Origin of the sequence: Mycolicibacterium alvei (genome assembly GCF_010727325.1) — a bacterium.
Taxonomy (GTDB): domain Bacteria; phylum Actinomycetota; class Actinomycetes; order Mycobacteriales; family Mycobacteriaceae; genus Mycobacterium; species Mycobacterium alvei.
On the sequence record NZ_AP022565.1, the window covers coordinates 610,035 to 623,372 of the forward strand.

Below are 13,338 nucleotides of genomic sequence, written 5' to 3' on the forward strand. Positions count from 1 at the left end.
TAAACGATCCATATGGTCTTCACACAGGACGAACTGTTAGCCACCGTCGAGTTGTCGCCGCAGGCAGCGGGTGCGCACGACCGTCAAGGATGGGTGGGACTGTTCGCTGCGGGCGGACAGGTCGAAGATCCGGTGGGCTCACGGCCGCACCGCGGACCCGCCCAGATCGAGCGGTTCTATGACACCTTCATCGCCCCGCGCGACATCACGTTTCACCGCGACGTCGACATCGTCGCCGGATCGACGGTGATCCGCGATCTCGAGCTCGAAGTCGTCATGAGCCCGTCGGTCACCATGCGGATCCCCGCCTACCTGCGCTACGCGGTGACGTCCGCCCCGGCAGGCCCGCGAATCGACGAACTGCAGGCGTACTGGGAGCTGCCCACGATGATCGGGCAGTTCGCCCGGGCCGGTCTCGGCGCCGTGCCGGTCGGGCTCCGCCTGAGCACGGCACTGCTGCGTAACCAGGGGCCTTCGGGCGCACTCGGGTTCGCGCAGGGAATGGGCGGCGCGGGCCGCGCGGGTAAGCGCCTCATGACCGGATTGCTCGACGAGCTGTGTGCCGGCGACGCGGTCGCGCTACAGCGGCGGCTGGGCGCCGGCACCGTCATCTGCGCCGGCGACGACGCACCCCTGAGCACATCGGGGTTGGTGGAACGCACCTCGGGTGCGTCGTGGCGCAAACTGATCGCGTCCGGGTCGAGTCTGGTGGCCGGGTTGGACCGCGACGGTCGACGGGCGGTGCTGATCGCGGATCTGGCAAGCCGGCCTCGCACGGTCGCCCGATTGCGGTACTTCGCCGACGCGACCTGAATGCGGCATGGACACGCACAGGGACCCGGCTGCACCATCCCGATATACCGGCGTGAGACCGTAGAAGGATCATGGCTGATCACGCTTTCATCACCTACGAGGAATTCGGGCGACGGTTCTTCGAGGTGGCGGTGTCGGAAGACCGGGTCGGCGACGCCATCGGCTCGATCGCCGGCGACGCGTTCGAGATGGGTCCGATGGCCCAGGGGCCGGGAAAAATCGCCAAGGTCACCGCGCGGGTCAAGGTCCAAAAACCCCGGGTGAACCGCATCGTGGGCGAAACCATCACGTTCTCCATCCGGATTCCACTGGAGATCGACATGGTGATCGACCTGCGCATCGACCGGCCCAAGTTCATGGTGTTCGGTGAGATCGCCCTGCGGGCCACGGCGTTGGCCGCCGAACCGCTCCTGCTGATCCTCGATGTCAAGAAGCCGCGGCCGTCCGACATCTCGATCCACGTCACCTCCACGTCGCTGCGCGCCGAGGTGCTGCGCATATTGGCGGGTGTCGACGCGGAGATCAAACGCTTCATCGCTGCGCACGTGGCCGGGGAGATCGACAGCCCGGCGTCGGAGCAGGCCAAGGTGATCGATGTCGCCAAGGAACTCGACTCCGCCTGGGGCGGGATCTGACGAGCGCCCGAAAAAGGCTTCCCTCCTTGAGGTTTCGTGGAGTTTCTCGGCTTACTTCACGTCCACATAGACCGTCTTGTTGACGACATTGGTCTGCAAGCTGTCGCCCGGGTTACCGGAGTCCGTCCGACTGTAGGTCTGGCCCTGCCGTACCGACACCACCGTCGCCTGGTCCAACGGAGTGGAGCCGATGTGGTTGACGACCACCGTGTAGCCCTGCGCCTGTAACTGGCCGATGGTCTGCTGGGCGTTGCCCGGGCCGGTCGGTGCCGACTGGGCGGGTGCGGCCAGGCCGATCACCGCTGTGGCGGCCGCGCCGGCAAGTGCTGTGCCAAATCCGATCCTCATCATCTTTGGTGCCTTCTTTCGATCTTCTGTTGTTTCGCTTGTGCTTCGACTTCGGCCGCCCGCCCTGGCGCCGCCGTCGGCTCCGTTCTGCTGTTACCCAATGCGTAACCGGCAGTTCACAATTTAGATTCCGGTCGGACGAAAAGAATTGACGAGTGGTGCGTCACACCGGGCAACTCAGCATCCGCGTAGCGTGCACCGTGTGGCGAAGCTGAGCGCAGGTGTCCTGCTGTACCGTCTCGCCGGGTCCGAGGTGGAGGTGCTGATCGCCCACCCGGGCGGACCGTTCTGGGCCCGCAAGGACGCCGGGGCATGGTCGGTGCCCAAGGGGGAGTACGTCGACGGCGAGGACCCATGGTCAGCGGCGCAACGCGAGTTCACCGAGGAACTCGGTTCGCCCCCGCCCGTGGGGCCACGCATTGACCTGGCTCCGGTGCGGCAGGCGGGCGGCAAGGTGGTCACCGCGTTCGCGGTTCACGGAGACTTCGATCCCGCCACGGCCGTGAGCAACACCTTCAGCGTCGAGCTGCCGAAGGGGTCGGGGCGGCTCGTCGAGTTCCCCGAAATCGACCGCGTCGCCTGGGTTTCGGTGGCGGTAGCCCGTACCAAGCTGCTGAGCGGGCAGCGCCCACTGTTGGACGAGCTGATGGCCGCACCCGAGCTGGCCGGCTACGGAGAAGGCGATCCCGAGGCCAGGTAGCGGCTCAGAGATCGAGTGTCAGCCGGTGCCCCGCCTCTGCCCGCGACACGCAGGTCAGCAGATACCCGGCGTCGCGTTCCGGGTCCGTCAACAACGTATCGCGGTGCTGTACGGTGCCCTCCGTTCCGGGCAGGGTTCGAATTCGACAGGTGCCACAGAACCCCTGCTGACATGAGTACGGCGCACTCACCCCGGCCCGGCCCAACGCCGCCAGCAGGGTCTCGTCGGCTCCCACCGACACCGTCGCGCCCGTGGAGGCGACGGTCACCGAGAACTCCGCACCGTCGACAACCGGGGGCGCCGCGAACCGTTCGAAATGCAATTCCACGTCGTCACGGCCGGCGAGCGCGGTCCGGATGCCGGTCAACATCGGGGCCGGACCGCAGGCGTACACGGTGGTGCCGTCGGGGCAGTCGCCGAGCAGGTCGTCGGCTCCGGGCTGTCCGTCGACGTCGTCGGTGCGGATCTCGATGCGGTCGCCGAACCGGGCGAGTTCGCCCAGGAACGGCAGGCTGTCGCGACTGCGTCCGGCGTACACCATCGACCAGTCGACACCCAGTCGCGCCGCCAATCCGAGCATCGGCAGGATCGGGGTGATGCCGATGCCGCCCGCGATGAAGCGGAAACGCTGGGCGGGCGATCCGTGACCGGGCACCGTCAAGGCGAACGCATTGCGCGGGCCGTGGGTGCTGACCCGGCTGCCGACCTGCAGTCTGTCGTGCACTTCGACGGAGCCACCGCCGCCATCGGGGATGCGCCGCACCGCAATTCGATAGCTGTCGGTCACTGTGGGATCACCGCACAGCGAGTACTGCCGTACCCGTCCGCTGGCCAGATGCAGGTCGATGTGTGCACCCGGATACCACTGCGGCAGCGGGCTGCCGTCAGCCGCAGTCAGGGTGAGCGCGATGACATCCTGGTCATGGGCCACCACTTCCCGCCCGGCGACGCTCAATGTGATCGTGCGGTCCAGCTCCGGCGGCAGGGCCGGCCGTCGGACAAGTCGGCCCACCGTCCAGATCGTGGCGATGGCGGCACCGGCGGCACCGAGCATCGGATCATGCCGAAATCGGCCCGAGATGCTCGGCGGCAGGCGGCGATATCGGGATATCAGTGACAGCGTCGGCACGGCTGAGCCCGTCACAGGTGGGCGGCCCGCGCCGCGGGCGAGCTCGCCAGGTACGCGACCGCCTGGGCTGTCGACCCCATCTCCTCCGGTGAGAAGCCCGGCCGACAGTAGGCCAGGGTGTGGGAGCCGAACATCTGGGAGAACTTGGGCAGCAGTCCCAGCTTGGAATCGCGGATACGCATCTTGTTCATCCGCCACCAGCCGATGTCGAGGGTCGGGTCGTTCTTCACCATCGCCCAGCAGCCACGCTGGAAGAACAGGTAGACCGCCGTCGCCGCGATCGACATCGCGCGCACCCGGCTGAAGTAGCTGTCCTGGAAATAGACCGCGACGTCATGGGCCACGCTGCGGTGCTCGACCTCTTCACTGCCGTGCCAGCGGAACAGATCGGTCATCGTCGGGTCGGCGGCGTAGTCCTCCCAGGAGCAGTTCAGCACGAAGTCGCCCAGCACCGCTGTGTAGTGCTCGATAGCCGCGATCAGCCACAGCCGATCGCACAGGTGGGCCAGCCTGCGGCGCGGATCGGGGGAGTCCGACGGTGCCAGTGTCTTGGTGAACACGTGCTCCACCAGCGACAACACCGGCTGGTAATCCACCCCGTGGCTGGTGAAGAACTCGTCGAGCACCTGATCGTGTGTCTCGGCGTGGGTGGCTTCCTGACCGATGAAGCCACGCATGTCATCGGCGAGCTTGGGATCGCGCACGTACGGCAGCGCTTCGTTGAACGTCGCGACGAACCAGTGCTCGGCTACCGGCAGCACCACATTGAACAGGTTCACCATCGACGAGGCCACGGGATGACCGGGGATCCAGTGCAACGGGATGTCGTCGAGATCGAAGTGCACTTTTCGGGCCTGGATCTGTACCGGGCCCGGGTCGATCTCATTGTCGAACCGCAACGGACGCAACATCGAGAGCCTCCTGGGATGAGTGGACTCTCAGCAGTGTACGGATTTAGGTGGGAACAGCGGTACCGGGTTCGGTCAGGCCGGCGGTGGAGTACCCGCGCCGGGGGCACCGGCGATCGGAACGACCGGGGTCGGCGTCACCGTGGTCACGCCATTGCTGCCGACCCTCGGGCCGCCGGGTACGGCCGATTCGGCGGACTGTTCGGCGGCGGCCTCGGTGCAGTCCAGTGTCAGGATCATCTTGCCGCTGGAGTTGACCTTCTGGGAATCGACGAGGCATTCGGACTGCGGCAGCGCGCTGCCGAAGGAGCCGCCGAACGTGGCCTTGACGCCCTGGCTCCTCAGGATCGCCAGCGCCTTCAGATACGGCTCGCCGACGACGTTGACCGAAGTCGAGCTCGGCTGTGAGGTGGCCGTGCCCGGGGCCATCAGGGCCAGCGAACCGGCGGCAAGCAAACCGCCGCCGAGTGCAACAAGCTTCTTCACGTGAACTCCGTCAGTCGGGTGCGTTTGCGAACATATCGCAGCGGTGACGATTGTGAAACCGGAGCAGGGGCCAGAAGCGTTACATCCCGGTCCCGTCTCGGTGTCCGGTGATCCCGGCCACCACCTCGCTCAATGCGGCTGCCCGCGGATCGGCGAACACGTCTTCGAGTAGCAGTCGTCGGCCGTCCGGACCGGCCAGCGGGATCCGCCAGTTCGGGTACTCGTCGGTGGTCCCCGGCTGATTCTGGGTGCGCAACTCGCCGACCGCATCGGCAAGCGACAGCGCCAGCAGCTTCGACGGGGTTCGGGACAGGTACCGGTACAGCGCCGTCACGATCTGATCGGTATCCGGGTCGGGTCCGAGCAGGCCGACCCGGCGAAGCTCGTCGAGCCAGGCCGCCTGCGCGGCACGGTCGGCGGCCGACTCCTGATCGGCAGACCGGGTGAGCAGGCCGAGCTCCTCCCGTAACCGCACATGCTCGCCGGCCAGATAGCCGGGCGTGGGCGGCAGGTCATGCGTGGTCACCGAGGACAGGCAGTACTCACGCCAGCGTTCGGCGGGGAGCGGCTGTCCGGACCCGTCCGACTCGAACCACAGGATCGAGGTGCCGAACAGGCCCCGCTCGCGCAGGTAATCCCGCACCCACGGCTCCACCGTGCCCAGATCCTCGCCCACGACGAGCGCGCCGGCCCGGTGCGCCTCGAGCGCGATGATGCCGATCATCGCGTCATGGTCGTAGCGCACATAGGTACCTTCGGTCGGCGCGGCGCCCTTCGGGATCCACCACAGCCGGAACATGCCGATGATGTGGTCGATGCGGACCCCGCCGGCGTGCCGGAGCGCCATCTCGACCGACGCCCGGAACGGTTCGTAAGCCTGCTCGGCGAGCCGGTCCGGGCGCCACGGAGGCTGCGACCAATCCTGGCCGAGTTGGTTGAACTCGTCCGGTGGGGCGCCGGCAGTCACCCCGAGGGCCAGTACGTCCTGAAGGGCCCAGGCGTCGGCACCGTCGGGATCGACGCCGACCGCGAGGTCGCTCACGATGCCCAGCGTCATCCCCGCCTGCACCGCAGTGGCCTGCGCCGCGGTGAGTTGGTCGTCGAGAACCCACTGCAGCCAGCGGTGGAAATCGACGGCGTCCGGATGGGCGGCGGCGAACGCGGCGACCTCCGGGTTTCCCGGATGTTGCAGCGCGCGCGGCCAGGCATGCCAGTCGGCGCCGTACTGCTCGGCCAGCGCGCACCAGACCGCGAACTCTTCCAGGCTGCGGCCCTGCCGGGACCGGTAGGCGGCATACGCCCGCTCCCGGCCTGCCGACCGTTCAACCCGGTACACCTGTTCCAGTGCGGTCCGTTTGGCCTGCCAGGCCGCATCGCGGTCGATGGTCGCCCGGCGGTCGGCGCGCTTGTTGACCGTGGTGCGCAGCCCGCGGAGGCGGCCGCGGTGTCGGACCGAGGCGAATTCGGTGATGGCCTCCACCCGCAGGTAGAGCGGATTGCCGAAACGCCGCGACGTGGGAAGGTACGGCGAGGGCTCCATCGGTGCCGTGGGGGCGGCCGCGTGCAGTGGGTTCACCAGAATGAATCCGGCGCCGTGCTCGGCGGCCGACCATACGGCCAGATCGGTCAGGTCGGTGAGATCGCCGGTGCCCCACGAATGGTGCGAGCGGACGCTGTAGAGCTGGACTGCCAGACCCCAGGCCCGACGCCGGTCCAGGCGGGTGGGCAGGCCCACGGCGGCGGGGGAGATCACGACGGGCGTCTCGGTATGGAAGTCGCCCTCGCGCAACCGCAGCCGGTGATAGCCCAGCGGCAGATCCGCCGGCAGCTCGAACGTGGCCTCACCGACCAATCGGTCGCCGAGATCGTATGGGGGCCGGTTGTTTTCGAGTTGCCTTAGGTCGCCGCGTTCGGTGCCGTCCTCGAGCGACAGTGCGAGGTGCACCGGATCCCCGTGCGTGACGTGGACCCAGAAACTCGACGGCATCCCGGCCTGGCCCAGCACGATCGGCGGCAGCCGTTGCTGCCAGTACCGCCGGTCGTGCGCCGCCAAGGCGTCCGCGCACTCCCGTTCGGTGCCGGCTTTCACGCCCAGCGCGTCCAAGACGGCGACCAGAGTGGACGCCGCGACAGCGGTACGGCAGCCGGTCCAGTCGTCGAACTCGGCGGCCACGCCATAGCGACGGGCCAACTCCAGCAGGGCCGGCGACGAAGAAGTCATGACGCCAATCTTGGTGCACCTTCGGCTCACGTGCTCACGGCCGCTGTAGGGTGTCTGTAACGATCCTTACAGACAGGTGATACAGATGACCCAGCCGGCCACCCGACGACAACAGCAGGGTGCGGATTCGCGGGAGCAGATCCTCGAGGCCACCGAGCGGCTCATGGCCACCCGCGGTTACGCCGCGACCTCGATCAGCGAGATCCGAAAGGCCTGCGGCCTACCGGCCAGCTCCATTTACTGGCATTTCGGATCCAAGGACGGCGTCCTCGCCGCGGTGATGGCCCGTGGGGCCGAACTTTTCTTCGCGGCGATACCGAGCGAAGGCAGCATCGACGAACAACTGGCGGTCCTCGCCGAACTGCATTCGCAGCGCCCCGAATTCCTGCGGATTCTCTACCTGCTGTCCCTGGAGCGCAGCGATGATCCGACGGTGACGCAGGTGGTGCGCCGGGTCCGTGACACCGCGATCGCGCGATTCTCCGACGCCGTTCGCCGCCTGCTGCCCAACGGACTGCCGCCACAGCGCGCCGAGCGGGTGGTCGCCGAACTCACCGCCTTCGCCGTCGCGCAGTCCGACGGCGTGTTCTTCGCCAACCACCTCGAACCCGACACCACCGACGTCGTGCGCATGTACCGGAGGCTGTGGCAAGCCGTCACCGCTCTGGTCCCGATACTCCTGGAGGACGAACAGTGAGCGACAAGACCGCGATCATCACGGGCGCGAACACCGGGCTTGGATTCGAATGTGCGCGTGCCCTGCTGGAATCCGATCCGGGGTGGCACGTGGTGCTGGCCGTGCGCGATGCCGAACGTGGCGCCGACGCGGCGGAGCGGCTCGGCAGCCCCGGCCGTGTCACGGTCAGTGAACTCGATCTGGCCTCGCTGCGGTCGGTGCACGACTTTGCCGGCAGATTGCCGCGATTGGACGTGCCGCCGGTGACCGCGCTGGTCTGCAATGCCGGGCTGCAGATGGTTGCGGGTTCGCAGGCGACCGCGGACGGCTACGAAATGACGTTCGGCGTCAACCATCTCGGTCATTTCGCCCTGGTACAGCACCTGCTCGAGCGCTTGGCCACACCGGCACGGATCGTGGTGGTCAGCAGCGGCACCCACGATCCGGACAAGTTCACCGGTATGCCGGCGCCCCGCTACACCACGGCTGACGACCTGCTCAGCCCGCCGCCGGGCGGACTCACCGGCGAGGAGGGCCGGCGTCGCTACACCACCTCCAAACTGTGCAACCTGTTGTTCAGCTACGAGTTGGACCGGCGGCTGGGCCACGGTGCCCGCGGAATCACGGTCAACGCGTTCGATCCGGGCCTGATGCCGGGCTCGGGGCTGGCCAGGGATTACTCGGGCGTTCAGCGAATGGCCTGGCGTCTGTTCATGCCTGCCCTGCGGATACTGCCCAATGTCAACAGCCCTCGACGCTCCGGAGCCAACCTCGCCGCCCTGGTGGCCGGTCCGGACCTCGACGGCGTCACCGGCGCGTACTTCGAAGGGAGTCGCCGGATCCGGTCCTCGCGTGATTCCTATGACGGGGCCAAGGCCGCCGACCTGTGGCAGGTCAGTGAACGGCTGGTATCGGCGGTCGGCTGACCCAGAGGGCGCGCAGTAGTGTCGGCTCAGTGGCATCGACGTTGCGCCGGGCCCGGATCGCGGTCGGGGCGCTGTTCCTGACCAACGGCGCGATCTTCGCCAATCTGCTGCCACGCTATCCGGAGATCAAGACCGATCTTCACCTGAGCAATGCGGTGTACGGGGCGGCCGTCGCCTCGTTCTCCGGTGGCGCGCTGGTCGCAGGATTGGCTGCGGCGACGCTGATTCGACGGTTCCACAGCGCGCGCGTGGCGGTCATCGGCACCGTGGCGCTGGCCGCCTTCGTCGTCATGGCCGGTGTGGCGAGTACACCGCTGACGCTGGCGGCCGCGCTGTTCCTGGCCGGCTCCTGCGATGCGGTGGTCGATGTCGCGCAGAACGCCCACGGGCTGCGGTTGCAGCGCGCACACGGCCGATCGATCATCAACTCACTGCATGCGGTGTGGGCCGCCGGGGCGATCTTGGGCGGTCTCACCGGTGCCGGTGCCATCGCCTTGGGGATCCCGCGCGCCGTCCACCTCTCGGTGATCGCCGTGCTGTTGAGCGCGGTGGCCCTGGTGGCCTACCGCTACCTGTTGCCCGGACCCGACCATGACGAACATCGCGCGGCACACGCCCCGGCCGGGACCCGCGCCGGTCCACGGATCTATCTGATCCTGCTGGCCCTGGTGCTGATCGCCATCGCAGGCGCCACGGTCGAGGACGCCGGAAGTTCCTGGGCCACCCTGTATCTGCGCGACAGCCTGCACACCCCGCCGGCCCTGGCGGTCTTCGGGTACATCGCGCTCGTCGGGTTCATGTTCGTCGGGAGGTTGATCGGCGATCGGCTGGTCGACCGATTCGGCGAGGCTGCCGTGGCGCGGGTGGGCGGACTCATCGCCGCCGCCGGGATGGGGACCGCACTGGTTGTCCCGAACATCGCCACCACGATCGCCGGCTTCGCGCTGGCGGGCCTCGGGGTGGCCACGCTGGTGCCGGCCGCGATGCACGGCGCCGATCAGCTGCCGGGCCTGCGACCGGGGACCGGGCTGACCGTGGTCACCTGGCTCATGCGGGTGGGGTTCTTCGGTGCGCCACTGCTGGTCGGGCTGGTCGCCGATGCCGCCGGGCTGCGGGTCGGCCTTCTGGTCGTGCCTCTGGCCGGGCTGGCCGCCGCCCTGCTGGCCGGGGTACTGCCGAAACGGCCGTCGTCAGTGCGTCGTTCCGGGGCCGATACCGGCCAGCTCGATCGTGAACACACCCGACACGATGAGCGCGATACCGAGCAGCATCACCGGGGTCAACGGTTCGCCGAATAGGAATTTGGCGATGACGGCGACCAGCGCGACCCCGCACGCGGTCCAGATGCCGTAGGCGATGCCCACCGGCACCCCCGACGACAGGGCCAGCCACAGCAGGTAGAACGACAGCACGTACCCGGCGATCACCGGCGCGATCCACACCTTGCGGCGGAAGCCGTCCGACGCCCGCAACCCGAGCGTGGCACACACCTCGACCAGGATCGCCCCGGTCAGGGCCAGCCACATCATGACTCCGCCTGACGCGGGCGTGACCCGAGCTCGACCAGCAGCACGCCGGCGATGATCAGACCGATACCGGCCACAATCGGCCAGGTGAACGGATCGCCGAACAACGCCGCGGCCAGCACCGCCGTCGCTGCGGTACCCAGCGCACCCCAGATGCCATAGGCGACACCGACGGGCATGCCCGCCCGCAGCACCAGGGTCAGCAACAGGAATGCGGTCAGATAACCGGCCACCACCAGCACCAGCCACCCCGCATGGTCCTGGGATGCGCGCAGCGACAGCGTGGCCGCGACCTCGGCGATGACAGCCGCGATCAGCAACGCCCACTTCTGCACCGGACAAACCTAGCCGAGCCCCGCCGACGGGTGAGTACCGTGGGGGAGTTCGCCCCAGCTTCACCGAGGAGTCCGCATGACCGGGTCCGTCCTGGACTTTCTGCCCCCGCCGATGCGCGATCCGGTTTTCTTCGCGATCCCGTTCTTCCTGGTGTTGTTGACCGTGGAATGGGTTGCCGCCCGGCGCCTGCAGCACATCGAATCGCAGCGGGAACCGGCAGGCGCGTTCAACGCCCGCGACGCATGGACGAGTATCTCGATGGGTTTGGTCTCCATCCTCACCATGGGCGGATGGAAACTGCTGGCGCTGTTGGGTTATGCGGCCATCTATGCCTATCTGGCGCCATGGCACTTACCCGGGAACCGTTGGTACACCTGGGTGATCGCGATCGTCGGGGTGGATCTGCTGTTCTACGCCTACCACCGGATTGCGCACCGGGTGCGGTTGATCTGGGCGACGCATCAGGCCCACCACTCGAGTGAGTACTACAACTTCGCCACCGCGCTGCGTCAGAAATGGAACAACAGCGGTGAGATCCTGATCTGGATTCCTTTGCCGCTGCTCGGCATCCCACCCTGGCTGGTGTTCACGAGCTTTTCGCTGAACCTGGTCTATCAATTTTGGGTGCACACTGAACGAGTCGGAAAGTTGTGGCGGCCAATCGAATTCATCTTCAATACCCCGTCTCATCATCGGGTGCACCACGGCCGCGATCAGCTGTATCTGGACCGCAACTACGGCGGCATCCTCATCATCTGGGACCGGATGTTCGGCACGTTCCAGCCGGAAGTGTTCCGCCCGCACTACGGGCTGACCAAGCAGGTGGACACCTTCAACATCTGGAAGCTGCAGACCCACGAATATGTGGCGATCGCCCGCGACGTGCGGCGGGCCGGCCGGTGGCGTGACCGGCTGGGCTACGTCTTCGGCCCACCGGGCTGGCAGCCCGCCGAGGTTCGGCGAATCCAGCCGGTCGGCTAACCGGGCGCGTGAAGATTCCCGGCGTTTCCCAGTGTTTGCGCGGCGTTTGAATTCGCGCCGAGCTGAATCCCGCCAAAGCAAACGTGAAATCAGTAAGGTCAACAGCGCCCGGGTGCCTTCACCCGGATCACGGTCACGAAAGGGGCATTGCGTGGGAGACACACTCACCGAAGGTCAGAAGCTGGAGAAGGGTGGTTCGCTCACCTCCAACAACGGCGCGTACACGCTGACTTTGCAGGATGACGGCAACCTCGTGTTGGAGGCGCGTGGCCAAGCGGTCTGGTCGACTTCCACCAACGGCCAGGACGTGGTGCGGGCCGAGGTGCAGACCGACGGCAACTTCGTGCTGTACACCTCCGAGAAGCCGGTGTGGCACACCGACACCAAGGGCAAGAAGGACGTCAAGCTGGTCCTCCAGGACGACCGCAACCTGGTGCTGTACGCCGCGGACGGCCCCGCGTGGTCGTCCGAGACCGCGACCTCCGAGCCGCCGCCGCCGGCGCCCGAGGCCGACGTCGCCCCGGCTGCTGTCGAGGAGCCGGTTGCCGCTGCTGAGCCGGCCGCGCCGCCGCCACCCCCGCCCGCGCCCGAACCGCGGACCTACACCGTGGTCTCCGGCGATACTCTCTGGGCGATCTCCGAGCGGTTCTACGGGGATGGCAACAAGTACCAGCAGATCGCTGATGCCAGCGGGATCTCCAATCCCGACCTGATCCACCCCGGCCAGGTCCTGACGATTCCTTGACCTGAACAGACGCACGGCCCGGACCTCGATGGTCCGGGCCGTTCGTTGTTTCTGCCGATGGATGGCACGGGATAGGCGGACCGCCGGTAACGAAGTTGCCACCTGACCGATATTGATGTCAGTAGGGTGACGTTCACCACGTCCGTGCAGCGAGGGAGGTCGGCTGTGAGTAGGTGGCTAGGTGGGGTGATGCGGGTGCTGGCCGGGGTTCCGGTGGCGGGCCTGATGGTGTGTCCGGTGCCGGCGGCGGCCGCCGCGGGTTCGCTGGTGTACCCGGGTATGGAGATCAGGCAGGGCACGAACGTCTGCACACTGGGTTACGTCGACCCGATGAGCCGCGTCGGCTTCACCGCGGGCCATTGCCGGGGCGGCGGGTCGGTGGGGGACCGGGACGGCAATTTCATCGGGCACCAGGGGTCTTTCCAGGACAACACGCCCGACGGTGCCACGGTCGACACCAACTACATGATCTCCGATTGGGAGACCATCCAATTGGCCGCTGACGTCGCGGTGAACAACATCCTGCCAGGTGGGCGGATGCTGGTGGAGGATCCCGCGGTGGTTCCGACGCCGGGTGCGCCGGTCTGTCACTTCGGTGTGGTGACCGGTGAGAGCTGCGGCACCATCCAGGCCGTCAACAACGGCTGGTTCACCATGGCCAACGGTGTGGTCAGCCAGAAGGGCGATTCGGGTGGCCCGGTGTACGTGCTCACCCCGGATGGCAGTGCCGCCATCGTGGGCATGTTCAACAGCACCTGGGGTACCTTTCCGGCCGCCGTGTCCTGGCAGAACGTCAGTGGGCAGGCCCGCGGTGGCGGGTTGCCCGCCGGCGAGGTGTCGAACCTGGTGGGACAGCCCTGACCACTAACTAGAACACGTTCTAGCCATCCCGCCGGGTGGGCGATATC

16 protein-coding genes are annotated in these 13,338 nt (G+C 67.4%); 9 read left to right on the top strand and 7 right to left on the bottom strand.

Features of this window, described 5'->3' with window-relative positions:
- Window positions 1-12 precede the first annotated feature (12 nt).
- Both G6N44_RS02825 and G6N44_RS02830 read left to right on the top strand, forming a co-directional pair.
- Window positions 13-813 carry a ketosteroid isomerase family protein gene (locus G6N44_RS02825; protein WP_163660933.1) on the top strand — a complete coding sequence of 267 codons (801 nt, stop codon included), beginning with the start codon at window positions 13-15 and terminating at the stop codon, window positions 811-813.
- Between the two features lie 71 nt (window positions 814-884).
- Window positions 885-1,448 (top strand): hypothetical protein, encoded by a 564-nt coding sequence (locus G6N44_RS02830; RefSeq protein WP_163660935.1) that lies wholly within the window; start codon window positions 885-887, stop codon window positions 1,446-1,448.
- Between the two features lie 51 nt (window positions 1,449-1,499).
- Here the strand turns inward: G6N44_RS02830 and G6N44_RS02835 are convergent, their stop codons facing one another.
- Window positions 1,500-1,799 (bottom strand): hypothetical protein, encoded by a 300-nt coding sequence (locus G6N44_RS02835; protein ID WP_163660937.1) that lies wholly within the window; start codon window positions 1,797-1,799, stop codon window positions 1,500-1,502.
- Between the two features lie 199 nt (window positions 1,800-1,998).
- Between G6N44_RS02835 and G6N44_RS02840 the strand changes: the two genes are divergently transcribed.
- A complete protein-coding gene (locus tag G6N44_RS02840; protein ID WP_163660939.1) occupies window positions 1,999-2,496 on the top strand; it encodes an NUDIX hydrolase in 498 nt (165 codons plus the stop codon).
- 4 nt (window positions 2,497-2,500) lie between these two features.
- Here the strand turns inward: G6N44_RS02840 and G6N44_RS02845 are convergent, their stop codons facing one another.
- The 4 genes from G6N44_RS02845 to malQ all read right to left on the bottom strand — a co-directional run bounded on the left by G6N44_RS02845 (window position 2,501) and on the right by malQ (window position 7,240).
- Window positions 2,501-3,616 (bottom strand): PDR/VanB family oxidoreductase, encoded by a 1,116-nt coding sequence (locus tag G6N44_RS02845; protein ID WP_372508176.1) that lies wholly within the window; start codon window positions 3,614-3,616, stop codon window positions 2,501-2,503.
- Between the two features lie 20 nt (window positions 3,617-3,636).
- Window positions 3,637-4,536 carry a metal-dependent hydrolase gene (locus G6N44_RS02850; RefSeq protein ID WP_163660941.1) on the bottom strand — a complete coding sequence of 300 codons (900 nt, stop codon included), beginning with the start codon at window positions 4,534-4,536 and terminating at the stop codon, window positions 3,637-3,639.
- Between the two features lie 72 nt (window positions 4,537-4,608).
- Window positions 4,609-5,019 (bottom strand): hypothetical protein, encoded by a 411-nt coding sequence (locus G6N44_RS02855; protein WP_163660943.1) that lies wholly within the window; start codon window positions 5,017-5,019, stop codon window positions 4,609-4,611.
- Window positions 5,020-5,098: 79 nt separating this feature from the next.
- Window positions 5,099-7,240 carry a 4-alpha-glucanotransferase gene (malQ, locus tag G6N44_RS02860; RefSeq protein WP_163660945.1) on the bottom strand — a complete coding sequence of 714 codons (2,142 nt, stop codon included), beginning with the start codon at window positions 7,238-7,240 and terminating at the stop codon, window positions 5,099-5,101.
- An 85-nt stretch (window positions 7,241-7,325) separates the two neighbouring features.
- On the opposite strand from malQ, the gene G6N44_RS02865 reads away from it, so the two are divergent.
- From G6N44_RS02865 to G6N44_RS02875, 3 genes are read left to right on the top strand one after another with little or no spacing between them, the layout of a single operon-like run.
- Entirely contained in the window at window positions 7,326-7,937 is a 612-nt protein-coding gene (locus tag G6N44_RS02865) for a TetR/AcrR family transcriptional regulator (RefSeq protein ID WP_163660946.1), read from the top strand.
- Window positions 7,934-8,842, top strand: coding sequence for an SDR family NAD(P)-dependent oxidoreductase (locus G6N44_RS02870; protein WP_163660948.1), 909 nt, complete (start codon window positions 7,934-7,936; stop codon window positions 8,840-8,842). The genes G6N44_RS02865 and G6N44_RS02870 overlap by 4 nt, the downstream gene beginning before the upstream one ends.
- 29 nt (window positions 8,843-8,871) lie before the next feature.
- Entirely contained in the window at window positions 8,872-10,140 is a 1,269-nt protein-coding gene (locus G6N44_RS02875) for an MFS transporter (RefSeq protein WP_163660950.1), read from the top strand.
- Here G6N44_RS02875 and G6N44_RS02880 read toward each other — a convergent pair.
- Complete coding sequence (locus tag G6N44_RS02880) at window positions 10,033-10,368, bottom strand: DMT family transporter (protein ID WP_163669521.1); 336 nt, start codon at window positions 10,366-10,368, stop codon at window positions 10,033-10,035. The two genes, G6N44_RS02875 and G6N44_RS02880, sit on opposite strands and share 108 nt — an antisense overlap.
- Window positions 10,368-10,703 (bottom strand): DMT family transporter, encoded by a 336-nt coding sequence (locus G6N44_RS02885; protein WP_163660952.1) that lies wholly within the window; start codon window positions 10,701-10,703, stop codon window positions 10,368-10,370. The genes G6N44_RS02880 and G6N44_RS02885 overlap by 1 nt, the downstream gene beginning before the upstream one ends.
- Window positions 10,704-10,779: 76 nt before the next feature.
- On the opposite strand from G6N44_RS02885, the gene G6N44_RS02890 reads away from it, so the two are divergent.
- From G6N44_RS02890 to G6N44_RS02900, 3 genes are all read left to right on the top strand, one after another.
- The gene (locus G6N44_RS02890) at window positions 10,780-11,685 is read left to right on the top strand and encodes a sterol desaturase family protein (RefSeq protein WP_163660954.1); all 906 of its coding nucleotides are present in this window, start codon (window positions 10,780-10,782) and stop codon (window positions 11,683-11,685) included.
- Between the two features lie 151 nt (window positions 11,686-11,836).
- A complete protein-coding gene (locus tag G6N44_RS02895) occupies window positions 11,837-12,430 on the top strand; it encodes a LysM peptidoglycan-binding domain-containing protein (protein WP_163660956.1) in 594 nt (197 codons plus the stop codon).
- A gap of 225 nt (window positions 12,431-12,655) precedes the next feature.
- The gene (locus G6N44_RS02900) at window positions 12,656-13,291 is read left to right on the top strand and encodes an Rv1815 family serine proteinase (RefSeq protein ID WP_235683036.1); all 636 of its coding nucleotides are present in this window, start codon (window positions 12,656-12,658) and stop codon (window positions 13,289-13,291) included.
- Window positions 13,292-13,338: the final 47 nt, after the last annotated feature.